The sequence below is a fragment of the Saccharomonospora sp. NPDC046836 genome (assembly GCF_040645195.1).
GTDB lineage: Bacteria > Actinomycetota > Actinomycetes > Mycobacteriales > Pseudonocardiaceae > Prauserella_A.
The window spans coordinates 24970-44115 of record NZ_JBEYXW010000010.1; the positions used below are offsets into that span (position 1 = coordinate 24970).

General features: G+C 69.3%; 20 protein-coding genes and 1 pseudogene. 8 read left to right on the top strand and 13 right to left on the bottom strand.

Annotated elements, in window-relative coordinates:
* Window position 1 precedes the first annotated feature (1 nt).
* Entirely contained in the window at window positions 2-514 is a 513-nt protein-coding gene (locus ABZ863_RS14090; RefSeq protein WP_358535106.1) for a hypothetical protein, read from the top strand.
* A gap of 48 nt (window positions 515-562) precedes the next feature.
* On the opposite strand, the gene moeZ is transcribed toward ABZ863_RS14090, so the two are convergent.
* From moeZ to ABZ863_RS14110, 4 genes are all read right to left on the bottom strand, one after another.
* Window positions 563-1741, bottom strand: coding sequence for an adenylyltransferase/sulfurtransferase MoeZ (moeZ, locus tag ABZ863_RS14095; RefSeq protein WP_358535108.1), 1179 nt, complete (start codon window positions 1739-1741; stop codon window positions 563-565).
* A gap of 92 nt (window positions 1742-1833) precedes the next feature.
* Entirely contained in the window at window positions 1834-2958 is a 1125-nt protein-coding gene (locus ABZ863_RS14100; protein ID WP_358535109.1) for a DUF3152 domain-containing protein, read from the bottom strand.
* A gap of 66 nt (window positions 2959-3024) precedes the next feature.
* Window positions 3025-4326 (bottom strand): HAMP domain-containing sensor histidine kinase, encoded by a 1302-nt coding sequence (locus tag ABZ863_RS14105; protein ID WP_358535111.1) that lies wholly within the window; start codon window positions 4324-4326, stop codon window positions 3025-3027.
* Between the two features lie 10 nt (window positions 4327-4336).
* Complete coding sequence (locus tag ABZ863_RS14110) at window positions 4337-5050, bottom strand: response regulator transcription factor (protein ID WP_358535113.1); 714 nt, start codon at window positions 5048-5050, stop codon at window positions 4337-4339.
* A gap of 232 nt (window positions 5051-5282) precedes the next feature.
* Between ABZ863_RS14110 and ABZ863_RS14115 the strand changes: the two genes are divergently transcribed.
* Both ABZ863_RS14115 and ABZ863_RS14120 read left to right on the top strand, forming a co-directional pair.
* Window positions 5283-6935 (top strand): phosphatidylglycerol lysyltransferase domain-containing protein, encoded by a 1653-nt coding sequence (locus ABZ863_RS14115; protein ID WP_358535115.1) that lies wholly within the window; start codon window positions 5283-5285, stop codon window positions 6933-6935.
* A gap of 9 nt (window positions 6936-6944) precedes the next feature.
* Window positions 6945-9293, top strand: coding sequence for a glycoside hydrolase family 2 TIM barrel-domain containing protein (locus ABZ863_RS14120; protein ID WP_358535117.1), 2349 nt, complete (start codon window positions 6945-6947; stop codon window positions 9291-9293).
* Here the strand turns inward: ABZ863_RS14120 and ABZ863_RS14125 are convergent.
* Both ABZ863_RS14125 and ABZ863_RS14130 read right to left on the bottom strand, forming a co-directional pair.
* Window positions 9248-10237 (bottom strand): alpha/beta hydrolase-fold protein, encoded by a 990-nt coding sequence (locus tag ABZ863_RS14125; RefSeq protein ID WP_358535119.1) that lies wholly within the window; start codon window positions 10235-10237, stop codon window positions 9248-9250. The genes ABZ863_RS14120 and ABZ863_RS14125 overlap by 46 nt on opposite strands.
* The gene (locus ABZ863_RS14130) at window positions 10186-10560 is read right to left on the bottom strand and encodes a hypothetical protein (RefSeq protein WP_358535120.1); all 375 of its coding nucleotides are present in this window, start codon (window positions 10558-10560) and stop codon (window positions 10186-10188) included. The genes ABZ863_RS14125 and ABZ863_RS14130 overlap by 52 nt, the downstream gene beginning before the upstream one ends.
* Window positions 10561-10658: 98 nt before the next feature.
* On the opposite strand from ABZ863_RS14130, the gene ABZ863_RS14135 reads away from it, so the two are divergent.
* On the top strand, window positions 10659-11177 hold the full coding sequence (locus ABZ863_RS14135) for a helix-turn-helix domain-containing protein (protein WP_358535122.1): 519 nt from the start codon (window positions 10659-10661) through the stop codon (window positions 11175-11177).
* 12 nt (window positions 11178-11189) lie between these two features.
* On the opposite strand, the gene ABZ863_RS14140 is transcribed toward ABZ863_RS14135, so the two are convergent.
* Window positions 11190-12131 carry an alpha/beta fold hydrolase gene (locus ABZ863_RS14140; protein WP_358535382.1) on the bottom strand — a complete coding sequence of 314 codons (942 nt, stop codon included), beginning with the start codon at window positions 12129-12131 and terminating at the stop codon, window positions 11190-11192.
* Between the two features lie 148 nt (window positions 12132-12279).
* On the opposite strand from ABZ863_RS14140, the gene ABZ863_RS14145 reads away from it, so the two are divergent.
* Window positions 12280-12945: a TetR/AcrR family transcriptional regulator gene (locus tag ABZ863_RS14145; RefSeq protein ID WP_358535124.1), complete on the top strand. Its 666-nt coding sequence runs from the start codon at window positions 12280-12282 to the stop codon at window positions 12943-12945.
* On the opposite strand, the gene ABZ863_RS14150 is transcribed toward ABZ863_RS14145, so the two are convergent.
* Together ABZ863_RS14150 and ABZ863_RS14155 are read right to left on the bottom strand one after the other, a co-directional pair.
* Entirely contained in the window at window positions 12887-13837 is a 951-nt protein-coding gene (locus ABZ863_RS14150; protein WP_358535126.1) for an alpha/beta fold hydrolase, read from the bottom strand. The genes ABZ863_RS14145 and ABZ863_RS14150 overlap by 59 nt on opposite strands.
* Window positions 13834-14739, bottom strand: coding sequence for a diiron oxygenase (locus ABZ863_RS14155; RefSeq protein ID WP_358535127.1), 906 nt, complete (start codon window positions 14737-14739; stop codon window positions 13834-13836). Before ABZ863_RS14155 ends, ABZ863_RS14150 begins: the two co-directional genes overlap by 4 nt.
* 56 nt (window positions 14740-14795) lie before the next feature.
* Between ABZ863_RS14155 and ABZ863_RS14160 the strand changes: the two genes are divergently transcribed.
* The 3 genes and pseudogenes from ABZ863_RS14160 to ABZ863_RS14170 all read left to right on the top strand — a co-directional run.
* Window positions 14796-15530: a TetR/AcrR family transcriptional regulator gene (locus tag ABZ863_RS14160; protein WP_358535129.1), complete on the top strand. Its 735-nt coding sequence runs from the start codon at window positions 14796-14798 to the stop codon at window positions 15528-15530.
* Window positions 15527-15844 (top strand): DUF4873 domain-containing protein, encoded by a 318-nt coding sequence (locus ABZ863_RS14165; RefSeq protein ID WP_358535131.1) that lies wholly within the window; start codon window positions 15527-15529, stop codon window positions 15842-15844. The genes ABZ863_RS14160 and ABZ863_RS14165 overlap by 4 nt, the downstream gene beginning before the upstream one ends.
* Before the next feature lie 11 nt (window positions 15845-15855).
* Window positions 15856-15930: pseudogene (locus ABZ863_RS14170) on the top strand (thiamine-binding protein); the annotation flags it as partial.
* Window positions 15931-16031: 101 nt separating this feature from the next.
* On the opposite strand, the gene ABZ863_RS14175 reads toward ABZ863_RS14170, so the two are convergent.
* From ABZ863_RS14175 to ABZ863_RS14190, 4 genes are all read right to left on the bottom strand, one after another.
* The gene (locus ABZ863_RS14175; RefSeq protein ID WP_358535133.1) at window positions 16032-16889 is read right to left on the bottom strand and encodes a nucleotidyl transferase AbiEii/AbiGii toxin family protein; all 858 of its coding nucleotides are present in this window, start codon (window positions 16887-16889) and stop codon (window positions 16032-16034) included.
* Window positions 16886-17443 carry a type IV toxin-antitoxin system AbiEi family antitoxin domain-containing protein gene (locus ABZ863_RS14180; RefSeq protein WP_358535135.1) on the bottom strand — a complete coding sequence of 186 codons (558 nt, stop codon included), beginning with the start codon at window positions 17441-17443 and terminating at the stop codon, window positions 16886-16888. Before ABZ863_RS14180 ends, ABZ863_RS14175 begins: the two co-directional genes overlap by 4 nt.
* Before the next feature lie 458 nt (window positions 17444-17901).
* Window positions 17902-18132, bottom strand: coding sequence for a DUF3107 domain-containing protein (locus ABZ863_RS14185; protein ID WP_358535137.1), 231 nt, complete (start codon window positions 18130-18132; stop codon window positions 17902-17904).
* A 44-nt stretch (window positions 18133-18176) separates the two neighbouring features.
* Window positions 18177-18833 (bottom strand): ferritin-like fold-containing protein, encoded by a 657-nt coding sequence (locus ABZ863_RS14190; RefSeq protein ID WP_358535139.1) that lies wholly within the window; start codon window positions 18831-18833, stop codon window positions 18177-18179.
* Window positions 18834-19146: the final 313 nt, after the last annotated feature.

The following is a 19146-nucleotide window of genomic DNA, read 5'->3' on the forward strand; positions in this document are numbered from 1 at the left end:
CGTGACCGAGACACCCGCCGCCGTTCCGGCGACTTCCCGAAGTGCGTGGCGGGTGACCGCACAGCTACTGGGGTTGTGGGTCGCCGCGATCGTGACCTACTACACCGCTGGCTGGCTCGTGCCGGTCGCCGCGTTCCTCAACGCGCCCGGACTGCTGGTCCCCGTCGTCGGGCTCGTGTACGGCCTGAGCTTCCTGGCTGGCACGATGACCCCGGCGGCGACCCGGTTCACGGCCACGGCCGGGAGGCGGGCGCTGTGGGCCGGTGTGGTGGCCGTCGGCGGCTTCCTCGTCGTGATCTTCACGGCGGCGGTCTCCACGGACGCTCGACCGCCGGTCGTTGTGGGCATGCTCATGCTGACGCTGCCCTTTCCGGCGGTCGGTGCCGCACTCATGGACCGCTGGCCCGCACGGCTCGTCGGGCTGGCCTACCTCGCGGTCCTCGTGGCCATCGGCATCGCCACCCCCGGCAGCTTCGGCGAGTTCTGGGAGTTGCTGCGCTCGTTCAACCAGTGAGCCGCCGGCAGGGAAGCGACCCAGCCGCTCCCCTGCCTGGCTCCTTGGTCAGTACGTCGGCAGGCTCGGGTCGATCTGCCGTGCCCAGGCGAGCACCCCACCGCCGAGGTGGCTGGCGTCGCGGAAACCGGCGCGGTGCAGTGCCGCCAGTGCCTCCGCGGAGCGGGCACCCGACTTGCAGTGCAGCACGATCGGCTTGTCCTGCGGCAGCTCGGCCAGCGCCTCGCCCGAGAGGATCCGGTCCTTGGGGATCAGCTTGGCGCCCTTGATGTTGACGATCTCATACTCGTGCGGCTCGCGGACGTCGATGAGCTCGAAGTCCTCGCCCGCGTCGAACTTGGCCTTCAGCTCGGCGGGGGTGATGGTGTGTCCCGACGCGGCCTCCTGCGCCTCGTCGCTCACCACACCGCAGAACGCCTCGTAGTCGATCAGCTCGGTGATCTTCGGAGTGTCCGGGTCCTTGCGAATCTTCACCTCGCGGTACTTCATCTCGAGCGCGTCGTAGCTGATCAGCCTGCCCAGCAGCGGCTCGCCGATACCGGTGATGAGCTTGATCGCCTCGGTGACCATGATCGAACCGATCGAGGCGCACAGCACGCCCAGCACACCGCCCTCGGCGCACGACGGCACCATGCCGGGCGGCGGCGGCTCGGGGTAGAGGTCACGGTAGTTGAGGCCCTGACCATTCGGCGCGTCCTCCCAGAAGACGCTGACCTGGCCCTCGAACCGGAAGATCGAGCCCCACACGTACGGCTTACCGAGCAGCACGGCGGCGTCGTTGACCAGGTACCGGGTGGCGAAGTTGTCGGTGCCGTCCAGGATCAGGTCGTAGCCACGGAACACCTCGAGCGCGTTGTCGGTGGTCAACTGCTCCTGGTGCAGGATCACATTGATGAGCGGGTTGATCTCGGCGATCGACTCCTTGGCCGACACCGCCTTGGGCTTGCCGATGTCGGACTGCCCGTGGATGACCTGGCGCTGGAGGTTGGACTCGTCGACGACATCGAAGTCGATCACGCCGAGGGTGCCGACCCCGGCGGCCGCGAGGTACAGCAGCGCGGGGCTGCCGAGGCCACCCGCACCGATTACCAGCACCTTCGCGTTCTTCAGCCGCTTCTGCCCGTCCATCCCGACATCCGGGATGATGAGGTGCCGGCTGTACCGCGCGACCTCCTCCTTGGTGAGGTCGGCGGCCGGCTCGACGAGCGGCGGCAGCGTGCCTGACATCGGGTCCTCCATCTCGCGCGGATCGCGGTCCATCCATCTATAACCGCTCGGGCGGTCCGAGTCTTCCCCTGGTCCACATCGTGGACGGCTGGTCAGCGCTGCTGCACCTGCGGGCTCGGCCAGGCGTTGGGCTTGCACACCTTGCCGTCGGGGGGCACCTTGCCCTGATCGCCACCCGGCGTGTTGTTCAGCCGCGCGACGTAGTCGTTGGCCACCCCGAACGTCTGCTGCATCATCACCGGCGCCAGTGCGTTGTTCGCCGGGCAGCCTTCGTGACCGTTGCCGAGCGCGTGGCCGACCTCGTGGTTGATGGCGTACTGGCGATAGCCGGTCATGTCCGAGCTGAACGCCAGCGCCCCGCGAACCCAGCGGGCCAGGTTGATGACGACCCGGTTCCCGTCCTGCATGTTACGCCGGTAGCAGGACGCCTCGAACGGGATCGCGCCGCCGCAGACGTCCGGCCGGTGCGCGGTGTCGGGGGTGGTGAGACTCACCCGGAAGTCGGGCTCGGGGTGGCCGGCATCGACGCGCCGCAGTGACACCTGGCCGCCGCCGGTCCAGCTCCGCGGATCCGAGAGCGTGCCCTCCACCGCCTGCGCGAAGCTGTCGTCACCGGCGTAGCTGGACGGGTCGACGCCGTCCTCGACCTCGATCACGTAGGTGTAGACCTCGGGGCTGGTGCCGACCTGCTCGCCGGAGCCGGGCACGACGTGCCAGGTGCCGGCGCCCTTCTTCGTGTACTCGCCGCCTTCCGGCAGTTTCGCGGTCGGGATGTCGAGGTCGATCTCCTCCGCGGGCTGCTCGGTGGCGACCGGGCCGCTGGAGGCGGCCAGCGGGTCGTCCGTGGACGGCGTGGTCTGCGAGTCCTGCTGTTGTTCACCGGGTGCGCTGCGCGTCGTGTCGAACACGACCAGTGCGGTGATCACCAGCAGGACGGGAACCGCGTAGGCACGCCAGCCATACGTCGACGCCAGCCTGCGCAGTGCGGACCTCTTGCGGGCCGGCTTGGCGTTGTCGGCCGTTGGCTGCCAGGACGCGCGCAGCGGTTCGGCGGTCACACGCCGGGTTCCCGGCCGGTACCGGTCGTCGGATGCGCGCATCGAGCCCGCACTGTCGCGGGAGGTTCCCCCTTGTGAACGGGATCGACCGGACGGCGTGCGGCGCGACTGCTCGGCCCGCTGGCCGTCCCGCCGTACGCCGTGCGTCACCCGATCCACACGCTTCAGAGTGCCACACGCGCCCTGCCCGCCAGCGCTCGACCAGCGGCGCGTCGCGGACAGTCGCTACCCGTTGAGCCCGCTGTCACTGACGGCCACCGGCAACAGCACCGTGAAGGTCGGCGGGCTCGGCGTGGTGAGCCCGAGCCTGCCGCCCTCGGCCTCCGCGAGCCTGCGGGCCAGCGGCAGCCCGATACCGTGCCCACCGGCATCCGGCTCGCGGTGGGCGAACACGTTTCCGCCTGCTGCCGGGCCTGCTCCCTCGTCGCTCACGTCCACCGCGAGGGCGCCGACCGCATCACGCGCGGTGACCGTGACCGTCCCGGCACCGTGGTGGAAGGCGTTGTCGAGCAGGATCCCCAGTATCTGCCGCAGCACCGCACCCGGCGCAGCGGTGTCTCCCATACCGGGGTGCACCATCACCCGCAGCCTCCGCTCGCGCGTGGCGAGCCGGGTTCGCCACTCCTCGACCAGGTCGCCGATGACCTCGTCCAGCGACGTGACGTCCCGCCCCGCACGGGTGGCTCTTGCCAGCGCCAGCAGGTCGTCGATGGTGCGTTCGAGCCGGTCGGTGGTGCCCAGCGCCGCCACGATGACCTTGCGCAACTCCGCGTCGTCGCCCTCCAGCGCCATCTCCAGCTGCAGCCGCAGCCCGGCCAGTGGTGTCCGCAGCTGGTGCGAGGCATCCGCGGAGAACGCGCGCTCCCTGGCCACCAGCTCGTCGAGCCGCTGCGCGGTGGTCTCCAGTGACATGCCGACCGAGTCGATCTCGGGGATACCGGACCGGGCGGGATGCACGGTGAAGTCACCGTTGCCGAGCTGGTGGGCGACGCCGGAAAGGTCCTCGAGCGGCCTGGCCAGCCGCAGGGCCTGCCTGCGTGCGACGAGCCAGGTCGCGACGAGCGCGAGCGCGCCGAGCACGACCATCGCCAGCCAGGTCAGCCCGATCCGCGTGTAGAGCTCGGAACGGGACTCCGCCGCCCGCACGATGCCGGTGACGGAACCCTGGTTGCCGATGGCAACGGCCGTGATGATGTCGTCCGCGGTGTCGGCCGAGACCACCTGATCCGGCTTGATGCCGAACACGACCGAGTCGAGCCGGTCCGGGCCGCTGCCGAGCACGCGCTGACCGGTCGGGCTGTACAGCCCGACCTCGGTGCCGGGGCCGCCCACCGGCAACCGGTTCGGCATCTCATGGCGTGCGCTGTAGGGCGCGACCGCCAGCACGGCGGAATCGGCGACGCGTTCCAACTCGGCGCCCTCGTTGGCGAGGTAGTAGTTCGCGATCGCCACCGCGAGCGGGACACCGAGCAGCGTGGTCGCCAGCCCGGCGGCCAGCACGGTCAGTACGACGATCCGCTTGCGCATGGCACGATCATCAACCCGGTGCGGGCTGCCCGGCATCCGGTGGCTCGAGCCGGTAGCCGTAACCCCGGAGTGTGGTGATCTCCGGTATCTGCCCGTCCGGCGCGGCGTCGGCGAGTTTGCGCCGCACCGCGGCGACATGCACGTCCAGCGTCTTGGTGGAGCCGAACCAGTGCGCGTCCCAGACGTCGGCCATCAGGGTCTCCCTGCGGACCGCCACCCCCGGTTCCCGCGCCAGCCTCAGGAGCAGGTCGAACTCCTTGGCGCGCAGCGGGATTTCGTGTCCTGACACGCACACGCGCCGGGCAGCGGGGTCGATGCGCAACCTGCCGTACTCCATCGAGTGCTCACCGCGCTGCGCACCCGACTCGCGGCGCAGGTGCGCCCGGATGCGTGCGTGCAGTTCGGCGAGCCGGACGGGCTTGGCGAGATAGTCGTCGGCGCCCGCCTCCAACCCGACGACGACGTCCATCTCCTCGGTACGCGCGGTGAGGATGACCAGGACACAGCCGGCCTGCGACTCGCGCAGCCTGCGGCACACCTCGATACCGTCCAGATCCGGCAGCCCGAGATCGATCAGAGCCAGATCGAAGGCCTGCTCACCGGCTTCCTGCAACGCGAGCCGTCCACCGCGGACCCAGGTCACGTGGTAGTCGTGCCGCTGAAGGCTGGCCTGCAGGGCGTGTCCGATGGTCTCGTCGTCCTCGACCAGCAGCAGGCGCGCCATGAGTTTCAGCGTAGCCAGCATCGGCCCAGGCAGCGCGATGTCACGGCCCGCATATCGGTGTCAGATTTTGCCTTCGCCTAACCTTCCGTTGCCGAACGCTGCACCGGCCTGCTCCTACCGTCCGACGGTAGAAGGGGAGGCCATGACATTGACCAGTGCCCGGGGTCGGGGGGCCCGGACCGTGGCCCTTGGCGGATCGCGAACCGCTGCGAGTACGGCGTGGGCGACACGGGTGGTGGGACTGCTGGTCCTGGTGTCGGCCATCGTGCCGACCGGCAGGATGCGGCTGCGGCCGTCACTGCTGGCATGGCTCGGCCTCGGTCACTCCGCGCACGTCGCGGCCGGTGTCCTGCTCATCGGTGGCGGCGTTCTGCTGCTGGGGCTCGCGAACGCGCTCGCGCGGGGCAAGCGGCGGGCCTGGCAGCTCGCCACGATGGCCACCGGGTTCATCGCGGCGCTGAACCTGCTCGCCGGTCACCGCATCATCGTCGGGCTGGCGGCCGCCGCACTGTGCGTGGTGCTCGCGGTGACGCGGCGGGAGTTCCGGGCGCTGCCCGACCCGGCGTTGGGCCGCTGGCGTGCGCCGTTACTGTTCGCCGAGCTGCTGGCCGCCGGGGTGGTGATCAACTTCCTGATCCTGCTCGCGGGCAGCCACGAACTGGCAGGCGCCCCCTCGCTGCCGGACAAGCTCGCACAGGCGACCTACTCCCTGGTCGGTTTCCCCGGCCCGATCCAGTTCAGCAGCCATCGGCTGGCCGACCTCACCACCGGAGTCGGGCTCCTCTTCGGCATCAGCGCCCTGCTGGTGGGTGCCTACGCGCTCCTGCGGTCCGGCGAGCCGGCTCCCTCACTGCCTGCGGACGAGGAGCACGCGCTGCGCGGCTTGCTGCGCGAGCACGGCGCGCAGGACTCGCTTGGCTACTTCACGTTGCGCAGGGACAAGTCGGCGGTGTTCTCGCCGACCGGCAAGTCCGCGGTGACCTACCGCGTCCTCGCCGGTGTGGCGCTGGCATCCGGCGACCCGCTCGGCGATCCGGAAGCCTGGCCCGGCGCCATCACGGCGTTCCTGGAGATCTGCCGCCGGTACGGCTGGGTACCCGCCGTGCTCGGGTGCTCCGAGGCGGGTGTGACGGCCTGGAACCGGCACGGTCTCGACGCGCTGGAACTCGGCGATGAGGCCATAGTGGACACCACGACGTTCACTCTGGAGGGCAGGCCCATGCGTGGGGTACGGCAGATGGCAGCTCGCGCTCGCAGGGCCGGTTATGCGGTGCGGGTACGCCGGGTGGGGGAACTCGACGAGGCGGAGCAGGCGCAGCTGCGCGAGCTGGCCCGCCGTTGGCGGGGCACGAACACCGAACGTGGTTTCTCCATGGCGTTGGGGAGGACGGCCGACGTAGCCGACCCCGAGTGCGTGCTCGTCACGGCGGAACGCGACGACACGGTGCACGCCATGCTGCAGCTCGTGCCGTGGGGCACCGACGGGCTGTCACTGGATCTCATGCGGCGGGACCGTTCCGCGACCGACACCGGGCTCAACGAGCTGATGATCGCCGAGCTCCTGCAGGCCGCTCCTGGGCTCGAGATCCGCCAGGTCTCGCTGAACTTCGCCGTGCAGCGGGCGGCGCTGGAACGCGGGCAGCGGATCGGCGCCGGCCCGGTCGCCCGGCTCTGGGCGCGCGTGCTGCGCATCAGTTCACGGTGGTGGCAGATCGACACGCTGTACCGCTTCAACGCGAAGTTCCGCCCATCATGGGTCCCGCGGTATCTCGCCTTCCCCGCACTGCTGGACCTGCCCAGGGTGGCGTTCGCCGCGCTGGAGGCTGAAGGGCTGGGTGGGAGGCCGCCCGCACTGCTACGGCTGCTCGGCAGGACCACGGGCTGAGGCCGGGGCATGCTGTCCCGCAGACGGTTCGTGCTCGGGGCTTCAGCGGCGGCAGCGGCGTTCTTCGGGTCGCCGCTGCTGCCCGGTTGCCGTGCCGAGACCAACGGCACCACTGTCGTCGGCGACTGGCTGTTCGGTGAGTTCGGCGCCCGCGGCACCGGAGTCGCCGACGCCGCGCTCACCCCGGTGTCGCTGCCGCACTGCGTGACGGACCTGTCGTGGTGGAAATGGAATCCGTCGCGCTGGCAACGGCTGTGGCTGTACCGCCATCGGTTCCGACACCATCCGGACACCAGCGGTGTCAGGACCGTGCTGGAGTTCGACGGCGTGCTCTCCGCCGCCGACGTCTATCTCAACGGCCGCAGACTGGGCAGCAACGTCGGCGGCTATCTGCCGTTCGGCTGGGAAGTCACCAACGAACTGGTTCCCGGCGAGAACGTCCTGGACGTCGTGGTCGACTCCCGTTGGGGGCTCAACGCACCACCCAACCGGCCGGCGCCCTGGCGCCCCCGCTCCATCGACTTCCTCCAGCCAGGGGGCATCTCCAGGGCCATGACGATCCACCGGTTCCCGCGCACCTACCTCTCCGGGCTGTTCGCCAAGCCCGTGGACGTGCTGTCACCGGCACGGCGCGTCGAGCTGACGGGTGTCCTCGATGCCGGAGCGGCCACGGGACCGATCACCGTCACCGCTCGGCTCAGGCGCGACGACGGTGGCGTCGCCGAGGCCGCCACGCAGATCGTGGCCGCCGCGCCAGGGCGGCACACGTTCTTCCTCACTCTGCGGGACCTCGCGGCGGTCAGCCTGTGGGACCTCGACTCGCCCGCGCTGTACGACGTGGTCGTGTCCGCGACCGCAGGGCAACGGACAATCCACGAGGCCGCAGTCCGGATCGGCTTGCGCGAGGCCCGGTTCACCCGTGACGGGTTCTACCTCAACGGGCTGCGCTGTCAGCTCTTCGGGCTGAACCGGCACGAGTGGTACCCCTACGCCGGCGCGGCGATGCCCGACCGCGTCCACCGGCGGGACGCCGAGATCCTCAAGAACGACCTCAACTGCAACATGGTGCGCTGTTCGCACTATCCACAGTCGACGGCCTTTTTGGACGCCTGCGACGAGCTCGGCCTGCTGGTATGGGAAGAAGCGCCAGGCTGGGACTTCATCGGCGACGAGGTGTGGCGCCGCAGGGTGTTGCGGGACGTCGAGCGGATGGTCACGCGTGACCGCAACCATCCGTCGATCATCGTGTGGGGCACCCGGCTCAACGAGACCGAGAACGACGTCGCCCTCTACCAGCAGACGCGCAGCATCGCGCTGCTGCTCGACGACAGCAGGCCGGCCACGGGCGCGGTCGAGTACACGTTCCCCGGCAACGGGCCCTCGCTCCCACGCGGGTACCGGGACCCGTACCACACCGACCCACACGTGCAGGACCTGTTCGCCTTCAACGACTATCTCCGGCCCCCGCGCGGTCGGCTGCCCACGCTGCGGTCGCCCCGGACGGACCTGCCCTACCTCGTCAGCGAGGCGGTGGGCGCGCAGGTCGGCTCAGCGCACTACCGGCGCACCGATCCGGGGTATGTCCAGGGCAGGCAGGCGTTGCTGCACGCCGCCGTGCACGACACGGCGCTGTCGAACCCGCGTTACTCCGGTCTGCTCGCGTGGTGCGCCTTCGACTACCCATCGGTGCACTCGCCTGCCGTCGACGGTCTGAAATGGGCAGGTGTGGCCGACATCTTCCGCATTCCCAAGCCGGGGGCGGCGTTCTATCAGTCGCAAGTGGACCCGGCACGGCGCGTAGTAGTCGAGCCTGCCTTCCCGTGGCCGGTGGACGCGAGCCTGCGGGAGGGGCTGATCTGGTCGAACTGCGAACGGCTCGTACTGACCGTCGGGCAGCGCCGGATCGCCGACGTGCGGCCCGATCCGGCGCTGCTGTCGCATCTGCGCTACCCGCCGTTCCGGGTGGAACTGCCTGTACAGGCAAGGCAGGACCTGCGGATCGACGGCTACCTCGGCGGCCGGCTGGCGTTGTCGCGAACGCTGTCCGCCGACCAGAGCCGGGACACCCTGCTGCTGCGTGCCGACGACCGCCAGCTGAACAAGGGCCAACCCGATGCCACCCGGGTGGTGCTGGGCATCGTCGATCGCTACGGCAACTGGCGCGGCAGTGCGAGCGGGTCGGTGACCTTCGCACTCACCGGCCCCGCCGTGCTCGTCGGTGACAATCCGCTCGATCTGACGGCCTGCGGTGGCACCGGCGCCGTGTGGGTCCGCAGCACTGGGGCTCCAGGGCAGGTCGCCCTCAGCGCGTCCTACCCGGGCCTACCGCTCCGGAAGGTCGGCATCACGGTTGCCTGATCCGGGCCCTGGAGCTGCCCGGCGAACCACGGCAGCTGCTGGCCGAACATCCGGGCCGCGAAGCTCCAGCTGTGCGCGCCGGGTTCGACGTGCACGCCGGCATCGAGTCCGGCACGGCTTGCCGCCGCGGCGAGCATGCGTGCCGGCCCGATGTGCGCGGGTTCGGCGACCCCGGCGGCGAACACTCCGTGAACCCGCCACGGCCCGCGGTGCGCGGCGAGGACGGTGCGTGGATCGTGGGCTGCCCAGGCGGCGGCGTCACCTCCGTAGAGGTATTGGATCGTGCTTGCCCGCGAGCCGAGGTTCGGTCCGACGTCGCCGGAGATGTCGAGGAAAGACGGGAAGACGTCGGGATGCCGCAGTGAGAGGTCGAGGGCGCAGGTGCCGCCCATGGACCACCCGGCGACGCCCCAGCGCGTGGCACCGAAGGTGTGGTCGACATACGCGGGGATGTCCCGCGCGAGGTGGGTTTCGGCGTTGCCGCGCGGCCCGTCGACGCATTCGGTGTCCGGTCCGAAACCGCCGGAGGGGTCTGCGAACACCAGGATCGGCGCCCAGCCGCCGTGTGCGGCGGCGTAGGAGTCGGCGCTGGCGACGGCCTGGCCTGCCCTGATCCAGTCGTCCGGATGGTTGAGCACGCCGCCGATCAGCTCGATCGCGGGCAGGTGCGGGTGGTCGTGGCCGCGGAACCACGCGGGCGGCAGGTAGACGTACTCCTCGCGGTGCTGGAACTGGCTGAAGGTGGCCGGGATGGTCACCGGCACGACCCGCCCGGTCGTGGTGTCGGGGCTGACCGAACCGAGCGCGCTGAGCTGCGTCTGCTCCAGTTGCGGTGTGCCCGCCACAGCGGCGTAGAGGTCGCCAGCGGTCGGGTAGTAGGCGACGAACTGGTTCACGGCGCTGGCCGCCGCCAGCGCGGCGAGGATGATCGCGGCCCATCGCACGCCACGCCGCCACCATGATGCTCGCCAGCCGAGCCGAACACGAACACGGCGAACACGAGAGCAGCCAGCCACACCCGCAGCTCGGCTGGAAGCGGCTCGGGGGTCGTGTCGGGTCCGGCGACCGCGGCGGCGGCACCGAGGATCCCCAGGGCAGCCAGGCCGAGGGCGACGGGAAGCCGGCGCAACAGCCACCGCCGCTCCGGCTGAACCACGGCGGCCAGCAGCAACGCCCCCGCGGCCACCCGCAGGGTCCAGGGGAACGCGCCGGACAGCAGCGACAAATGTGTGAACGCCATCATGTCGCCCGCGACGGTACTGATCACCGGGTATCAGCTGCCCCCACGGCGGGTTAGCGCTCGGCAAACCTGCCTAGACGAACAAAACGAAAGCTGTTATGTTTCGTTCGAATAAAGGAGAGCCAATGGACGCAACTCTGAGCCAGGAAACGTACCTGCCCGCGCGGGATCAGGAGTTGCAGCTCGCGAAGGTCGGCGACTTCATGCGGGCACGCGAACAGACAGGATGCGGCAGGTCGGCGGCGTATTTCCTCAGCGGCGCCTCCCTGGAAGACCGGGTGGAGCTGCCCGAGGAGTTGTACCGGGCGCTCAGGCTGGTGGTCGCAGCGCTACAGAACGGGCTCGCCGTAACGGTGGCGCCGCAGAGCAAGACGCTCACCACGCAGCAGGCAGCTGAGCTCCTGGGTGTCAGCAGGCCCACCGTGGTCAGGCTGCTCGATAGTGGAGAGATTCCGTTCGAACGCGCGGGGACGCACCGACGGATCACCGCGCGGGACCTGCTGGAGTACCGCAAGCGTCGCCGTGCCGCCCAGTACGCGGCTCTGGAAGCCACGGCTGTCGACGATGACGAGGACCTGGAGACGACCTTGGATCGCCTGCGCGACGCGCGGAAGGAGATCGCCCGCCGCCGCCGTCGGCAATGAAGGCCTCGCCCCCTACCAGGTGCCTGCCTCGACGCTCTCCCACATGCCGAGCATCGCCCTGGCGACCGTGACCGGGCGTTCCATCTGCGCCACGTGCCCCGTCTTCGGCAACACCAGAAGGCGCGCTCGCGGCATGAGCTGAGCGGTGCGGGCGGCCTTGCGCACCGAGATGACCTTGTCGTGCGTGCCCCACACCACGAGTGCCGGCATGTCGACGCGCGGCGCCACCGACCACAACGACCGGGCGCCACCGGCGAACCAGGCGCGGAAGATCTCGAACGTGCTGCGCGCCAGCGCCAGGTTCGCCCATTCGAACTCGGCACGTGCGCTGTGCTCCGCGGCGAGCTCCTCGAGCCGGTGCACGGGGAAGGCGGACGGTTCGGCGAAACAGAGCCGGATCACCTGCTCTGCTCGCTCCTTCGGCCCCATCTCCGCCAGCTGTCTGCGCACCCGCCTGCCGACGAGCGGCAGGTAGGCCAGCACCATCCTGGGATCGGAGAGCCGTCGCGGGTCTGGCCGACGGTCGGGCATCGCCGGGGAGATCAGCGTCAGCGTCCGCACCAGCTCGGGGCGGTTCGCCGCCAGTAGCAGCGCGATGGCGCCACCCATCGAGTTACCGACGAGGTGCACCGGGCCACCATCCTCACTCTCGAGGAACCTGGCGACGACGTCGGCATGGGAGGTGAGGCTGAAGGTGAACCCGTTCATCGGCTCGGAGAAGCCGAAGCCGGGCAGGTCCAGCGCGGCCCCCGACGCTTGGGGGGCGAGCAGCGCGGCCAGGTCCGTCCAGTTCGTGGACGAGCCGCCGAGTCCGTGCACGTAGACGACCGTCGCGTCCTTGGCACCGGGTGTGCGCCGGACGTAGAGATCCAGATCGCCTACCCTTTCCACCCGGCCCGACCACGGCGACTGCCGTGCGTCGAGTGGCGGGAGCGGGGAACTCGACAACGGCACGTGCGTCAGCGGCACACGCTTCGTGCGAGGCGTGACCACCCGGCGGGACAGTGTTTCGGACACAATCCCAGGATGCCTCATGCCGCCGTTCTTGGCGCCCGGTGCGTACCGGCGAGTAATGTGCTGTGGGAAGAAAGTAGGAGGGCGGATGACTGAGACGGCGCAAGCGCAGTCACACGGGACAGGCGAGAGCACCGGATCGGCACAGCTCGGCCGGGGCGTGCGGCTGCCCCGCACGGAGCGGCGCGCGCAGCTGCTGGCCGCCGCGCAGCAGGTGTTCGCGGCGAACGGCTACCACGCGGCGGCCATGGACGACATCGCCGAACGCGCCGGCGTGAGCAAACCCGTGCTCTACCAGCACTTTCCCGGCAAGCTCGACCTCTACATCGCACTGCTGGAAAGCCACGTCGACCACCTCGTCAAGGCCGTGCAGAACGCCCTGTCCTCCACGACCGACAACAAGCAGCGGGTGAAGAACGCGGTGGGCGCCTTCTTCGACTTCGTCAACGGCGACGCCGGGGCGTTCCGCATGGTGTTCGAGTCGGATCTGCGTGGCGAGCCCGCCGTGCAGGAGGCCGTCGACAGGGCGACCTCGGCGAGCGTCGACGCGATCACCGAGACCATCACCGCCGACGCCGGACTCGACGAGGAGAAGGCGCGCCTGCTGGCCGTGGGCCTGGTCGGCATGAGCCAGGTCAGCGCCCGGTTCTGGTTGGCTCACCACAGCTCGATGAGCAGGGACGACGCCGTCGCGCTCACCTCGACGCTGGCGTGGCGGGGTATCGGCGCCGGGTTCCCCCTTCAGCATTCCTGAGCGGGCTACCTGCCGCGCCGCGTACGAGCGCACCGAGCCGGGCCGCGACCTCGGCGGCCCTTTCCTGCGGCAGCATGTGCCCCGCTCCGGGATACAGCACGAGCCGCGCGCCCGGCAGCTCGCTCGCGATCGCCTCGGCATGCCGCACCGGGCAGAGCCGGTCGGCCTCGCCGGCGAGAACGAGCGCCGTGGTGTTCCGCAGGGCGGCGAGGGCGACCCGCCGATCGTGCAACGAGATCGCGTTCTGGAACCCGCCGATACTGGCGGGATGTGCGCAGAGCAGCTGGTCGACCACCGCGACGACGTCCTCGCGGCGTGCCCGCCTGCCGAACACCAGCCAGCGGGCGCCCGCTCGCGCGGCGCCCGGCCGCAGCGGAAGGACGTCCTTGCGGTAGGCGAGCAGCAATTCCGCCAGCCGCCGCTCGGCACGCGCTGCCCCGCCCCCGAGCACGCCGGGCAGGCCCAGCGTGATGCGGTGCATGTCGCCACTGGACGTCGCGACGAACGCGACACCGTCCACCCGGCCCGAGACCAGTTCGGGGTGCCGTTCGGCGAGGGCCATGATCGTCATCCCGCCCATGGAGTGCCCGGCGAGGACGAGCCTGCCACTGGGCACCCTGGCGGCAATCAGCTCGGCGAGATCGTCGGCGAGCTGGTCGATCGTGGCGGTCCCCTGCCGCGCCGGCGCCGAGCCACCGTGGCCGCGCAGGTCGTAACGCACCACGCGCTGTCCAGGGGGCAGCTCGGCGAGCACCCGGTCCCAGGTTCGCCGATCCTGCGTCCACCCGTGGATCAGCACCAGCGTGGCCTGGCCGCCGGCAGGGCCGGTGAGGTCCACCCGCAGCCGGGTACCGTCGCTGGTGCAGAAGCCGTCCGCAGCTGGCGCCGTCACCGGTCGTTGACCAGGAACGATCGGCGCCACCAGTACATCCCGGGCGCACCGACGAGCCCGGCCTCGCCGAGGAACTGCATGATCCGCTCGCCCGCGTAGTGCACTGTGACGTGCCAGTGCGGGTTGGCCATGGCCGCCAGGTAGCCGTCTCGCGGCCGGATGCCAACTGCCTTGTACACGGCGGGGTTGACCAGGCTACGGGTGATCTCGTGGGATACGAGTGCGATGAGCAGCCGCTGGTAGCCCAGTTCCTTGCGGGACAGCTTCGCCATCCCGCGGGTGACCGCCTCACGGGCGAAGGTGACGTGCCGCGCCTCCTCCAGCACGTGGATGCGGTTGACCATCCGCACGAGCGGTTGAATCTCCGGGTCGGTCATCTGCTCGCGCTGGAGCCGGTCGAGGATCTCCTCGGCCACCAGAATCGAGCCGTAGAGCGCAGGACCGTAACCGATGACCGGCAAGATCTTGCCGAGCCTGCGCCGCCAGCGCACCGGGCCGTAGGCCGGGCACCCGATCCGCTCGGTCATCCTGGCGAACATCGTCGAGTGCCTGCACTCGTCGGCGATCTCGGTGAGCGCGTACTGCGCGTGCTTGCTCGTCGGGTCGGCGTCGTAGACCTCCTTCAGCAGCATCTGCATCAGGAGGATCTCGAACCACAGGCCGTTGGTGGCCACGCTCGCGACCTCGTGTTTGCCCAGCTCGATGCGCTGCTCGGGCGTGAGGCCCGCCCACAGCTCGGTGCCGTAGAGCGAGGAGCGGTGCTCCGGGATGTAGCGCTTGCCCTCGGCGAGCGGCGCGTTCCAGTCGATGTCGACGTCGGGGTCGTAGGACTTGTTCGCCGACGACTTCAGCAGCCGCTCGGCGGTCTTGTCCCGGCCGGCTTCGTCGAGGGTCCGCGTCACTGCCGACACCACCTTCTGCTTGCATGTGACCGGAGGTAACGGTTACTTCTGGTAGCATGGGAGGCATGGCCGACCCTGTCAAGCCCACCGGCGACGCGCGCCGCGATCGGTGGCGCAAACACCGCATCGCCCGGCGTGCCGAGTTCGTGGAGGCGGCGCTACGTGTGCTCCACGAACACGGCCCTGACCTGGCCATGGACGACGTCGCCGCGGCCGCGGGCGTCACCAAGCCGGTGCTCTACAGGCACTTCACAGACAAGGCCGACCTGTATCTGGCACTCGGCCAGCGCGGCACGGAGATCCTGTTCGAACGGCTGCTTCCGGTCATCAACGCTGAGCTTGCACCAGTGCCGAAGATCCGGATGGCGCTGAACGCTTTCTTCACGGTCATCGAGGAAAACCCGAACCTGTACCGGCTGCTCGCGCACGGTTCCTTCGGGGAAAAGCCGGTCGCCACCGATGTGGTGGCCGAGGACAAGGCCCTCATCGCGACGGCGCTGACCGCGCTGCTCGGCGACTACATGCGCAGGTTCAACATGGACTCCGGCGCCGCGGAGCCGTGGGCACACGGCATCGTCGGGATGGTGCAGAACACCGGCGAGTGGTGGCTGGACAAGCGATCGATGAACCGCGACAGCGTCGTGGAGTACCTGACCCAGATCATCTGGGCCGCGATCGACGGGTTGACCCGCCAGCACGGCGTGGCCATCGATCCGGACAGACCACTGGGAGCCGGCAAGGTCGTCAAGCTGACCGACGTGCGCACCAGTGAAGCAGGGGACCCACAGTGAGCGAGCACGACGAAGACGGGTACACCGGCTCCGCGACGCTGCTGCTGGAGGGCACCGAACTCGCTGTCGAGGTCGAACTGCGCGGGCACTTCCAGCCGATCGACGGCTACTACCACTGGTACGGCCGGATCGGGGCCAACGAGCGGCTCGCCGAACTGGCAGGCGGTAGGAAGAAGCCGGTCGAGATCCGCACGCCGGACGGCGCCGCGCGGGGCGAGATCTCCGACCCGGACCCGTGGGACCGCTACCGCATCACGGGCACCAGCACTCCCCCGTTCCCGATACCCACCACTCTCGACGATCTTCCCGGCTGAAAGCACCCAAGGCCATGTTCACCAACGTGGAGGGTGATTGGGCCGAGGTGATGGCGGTTGTGAAGCAGGCGGTCGAGGCGGCGGGGGGTTGGGTTGAGACGGCGAGGTCGCCGGTGGTTTCGCTGGATCGGTGAGATCATCTGTCGGTAGTGGTGTGCGTGGCAGAGGTTGATCTCTTGTCCGTCGGTCAGTCCGTGCTGGACCCTGCACGGAAGATGGGATCGAGAATCGCTGCGACGAGTGCGACTTGGTTGTCGAGGAGTTCTTCGGAGATCGTTTCGAGTCCTTCTTTGCGTCGCCATGCTGCCCATTTGGTTTGCCCGATCTGTCCGTAGCCGGCCAGGTATGGGCTGACGGGTTCCAGGTGGACCCCGCGGTAGTGGGCGACCGCGTGGGCGGAGCGGAGAAGCTCGTTCGTGTCGATGCCGTGCTGCGCGAGTTGGACGATGTCGATGTAGTCACGCCATCGGGTGCTGGTGATGCCTCGCTCGAGGATGGTGATGCCCTTCTCCGCGATGGTTGTCTCGGGTGCGTAACCGAGTATCTCGATCGGATCCCCGAGCACTCGCTCAATTCGCAGGGTTCGTGGAGCGGGGACGATCGGGTCGCCGGTGGACACGTCCCAGGCCGCGACACCCTGCCAGGGCCCGATCGCCGCTTTCACCCGCACCCGATAGCCGGGATAGCCGGCCTGCTCACGAATCTCCTGCACGGTGATCGTGTCGACGTCGAAGACCACGCCATCCGGGGTGTCTACGGCGGCGATGTCGTGCACCACGGTGCTGAGGTGCGCGGTCGAGACGTCGGCGTTGATGGCGTTCGCGTCAGCGTCCTTGGTGGGGCGGCGTACCCCGTAGGCGGCGAGCAGGATGCCGCCTTTGAGGACGAAGTCCTCGGCATGGGTGGTGCGGGTGAGGCGGTCAAGGAACGATTCGAGGACGTGGCGGATCAGATGCTCCTGCGTCGGGACGGCTCGTCCTGTCTTCGCTGCTGCCGAACGCGCGGTGGCCTGGATCTGCCGGAAGGTCGCGTCGCTGGTGTTCATGCGAGTGCGTCCAGCGCGGTAAGGATCGGGGTCTTGGCCCGGGGCAGAGTGGTGGCGAGCTTGATGAGGTGTGCGGGTTTACCACCGCGGCGCAGCCACTCCTTCAGGGCGTCTCGGGCGAGTTCGTAGCCGATCTCACCGCGGAGCCGGAAAGCATCGGCGATCGACCGTTCGGGGGAGTAGAGGCCGATTGTCAACTCGGTGCCGGGGATGGGGATCTCGTCGCGGTCGAGGTCGAAGGTGGGCCGGTCGAAGGAGTGCCACGCGATCGATGGGTTCCCGGTGCGGATACGCGACCCCCGCGGGATCGCGACGTCCAGTGCGGCCGGGATCGTGTCGGTCAGATCATGGTGGGCCAGTGCCGAGGTCAGGCAGATCGTCGCATTCGGGCGCCGGCTGGCTGCCTCGATCCAATCCCAGTCCGCTGCGGCAGCGTCGGCCGGCAGATAGATCCCGCGTGCGATCCGCTCGAACCGCCCTTCTCGTGCGGCGCGGTACAGCCCGCTGCGCGACAGGCCGTGCCGCTGGGCCGTGCCCGGTGTCACCGTCGCCATCGCAGTCACCTCCACTCGCGGAACAAAACGTCCACACATAAGAGTACCTGATGACAGTTCGTTCCAAACCGTGTCCAATGTGCTTCCACGGCACGACAGCCTGGCCACAGACGAGAACGCGTTGGAGTCGATGGGTTGGCGGGGACAGCGGGTCCGGCCGACCATGGCGGAAGCGTCTCCCTCGCCGCACTGCAACCCGCGGCCAACCTCGACCCGACGTCGGGGATCGTCGCGAGTGCCGGACGGTTCGCCGACCTACGTCACATCGAGATGGCGCTTGAACTGCGGATATGCGGTTGAGCGTGCCTTCAAGGTCGGTACTTCTTCCGGGCTGAAAGCACCCAAGGCCACCTTGGTTGCGTTGGTCAAACAGCGCGACGCGGAGCGTCTCCGTTTGGGTGGTGGTGGGAGACGGGTGGGCGCAACCAAGGTGGCCTTGGGGGACGTCAAACCGCGGCTCAGGCGCCGACGGCGAAGCCGACCTTGCGGACGTCGGACGGCGCGATCTCGACGTAGGCGATCCGGTCCGCCGGGACCAGGTACTTGCGGCCCTTCTCGTCCGTCAGGCGGAACAGGCCGTCGGCGGTAGCCAGCGCTTCGGCGACCAGCTTCTCGACCTCCTCGGCAGACTGGCCACTGGACACCACGAGCTCGCGTGGGGTGTCCTTGATGCCGATCTTGACCTCCACGTGCAACCTCCGCCTGGGTTCATGCCGGTTCGTTCACCATCAGGCTATCCGAGACCGAGCACCTGCATCCGCTTGGTGTGACCCTGCTGCAGCCTGCGGAACAGCGCCGCGATACCGGAAAGATCGCCGGAGCCACGCACGATCAGCTCGGCCAGACCGTCCCGCTCGGCCACGATGTACTGGGCGTGCGTCAGCGCTTCCCCGAGCAGCCTGCGGCCCCACAACGCCAGCCTGTCCCGCTGCTTGGCGTCGGCCTCGATGGCGGCTGCCACTTCGCGCTCGGCGAACGCCGAGTGCCCGGTTTCACCCAGCACGGTGAGCACCAGCTGCCGGGCCTCCTCGTCGAGCACCTGCGACAGCTCGCGGTAGAGGTCGGCGGCGAGGTTGTCGACGACGTAGGCCTTGACCAGCGATTCCAGCCAGGACTTCGGTGCCGTCGAGTTCTGGAAGGCGTCGATGTGCCCCACGAACGGCTTCATGGCCACCTCGACAGCCACTCCGTGCCCGGCGAGGTGCTGCTCCAGCATCTGGTAGTGGCCGATCTCGGCAGCCGCCATCGTCGCCAGCGCGGCACGCCCGGCGACGTTCGGCGCGGTACGCGAGTCCTCGGCCAACCGGTCGAACGCCGACAGCTCGCTGTATGCCAGCACCCCCAACAAATCCGCGACCCCGGGGCTGATCTGTGCCTTCGCCTCACTCACAGGGTTCACCGTAGTTGACGAGGCACACCGTGTGTGACGGCAGAAGGGCGAACACCACAGCGCATACGGCTCTACGGACACCCCGGAAGGGAGACCAATAACACGTCACTCTTTGCGACCACGGTCACCAACCGAGCGGCTGGACAAGATACACTCCGGACTGCTAGTGACGTTGCCACTTGATCGTGCGCAGCCACATGCCGGTGAATCCGGCATGGGTGCAACGACATCGGTGCAACACAATGTGCGTGCACGCCTCGAGCGGTGCTCCTGCGCAGGCCGCGCTTCGCGTGACCAACCGTGAAGCGGACCG

Excerpts from the sequence above, each read along its gene's own strand:
- moeZ (WP_358535108.1), bottom strand. The coding sequence starts at position 1,741 with ATGTCAGGCACGCTGCCGCCGCTCGTCGAGCCGGCCGCCGACCTCACC.
- ABZ863_RS14105 (WP_358535111.1), bottom strand. The coding sequence starts at position 4,326 with ATGCGCAAGCGGATCGTCGTACTGACCGTGCTGGCCGCCGGGCTGGCG.
- ABZ863_RS14110 (WP_358535113.1), bottom strand. The coding sequence starts at position 5,050 with ATGGCGCGCCTGCTGCTGGTCGAGGACGACGAGACCATCGGACACGCC.
- ABZ863_RS14120 (WP_358535117.1), top strand. The coding sequence starts at position 6,945 with ATGCTGTCCCGCAGACGGTTCGTGCTCGGGGCTTCAGCGGCGGCAGCG.
- ABZ863_RS14135 (WP_358535122.1), top strand. The coding sequence starts at position 10,659 with ATGGACGCAACTCTGAGCCAGGAAACGTACCTGCCCGCGCGGGATCAG.
- ABZ863_RS14145 (WP_358535124.1), top strand. The coding sequence starts at position 12,280 with ATGACTGAGACGGCGCAAGCGCAGTCACACGGGACAGGCGAGAGCACC.
- ABZ863_RS14160 (WP_358535129.1), top strand. The coding sequence starts at position 14,796 with ATGGGAGGCATGGCCGACCCTGTCAAGCCCACCGGCGACGCGCGCCGC.
- ABZ863_RS14175 (WP_358535133.1), bottom strand. The coding sequence starts at position 16,889 with ATGAACACCAGCGACGCGACCTTCCGGCAGATCCAGGCCACCGCGCGT.
- ABZ863_RS14180 (WP_358535135.1), bottom strand. The coding sequence starts at position 17,443 with ATGGCGACGGTGACACCGGGCACGGCCCAGCGGCACGGCCTGTCGCGC.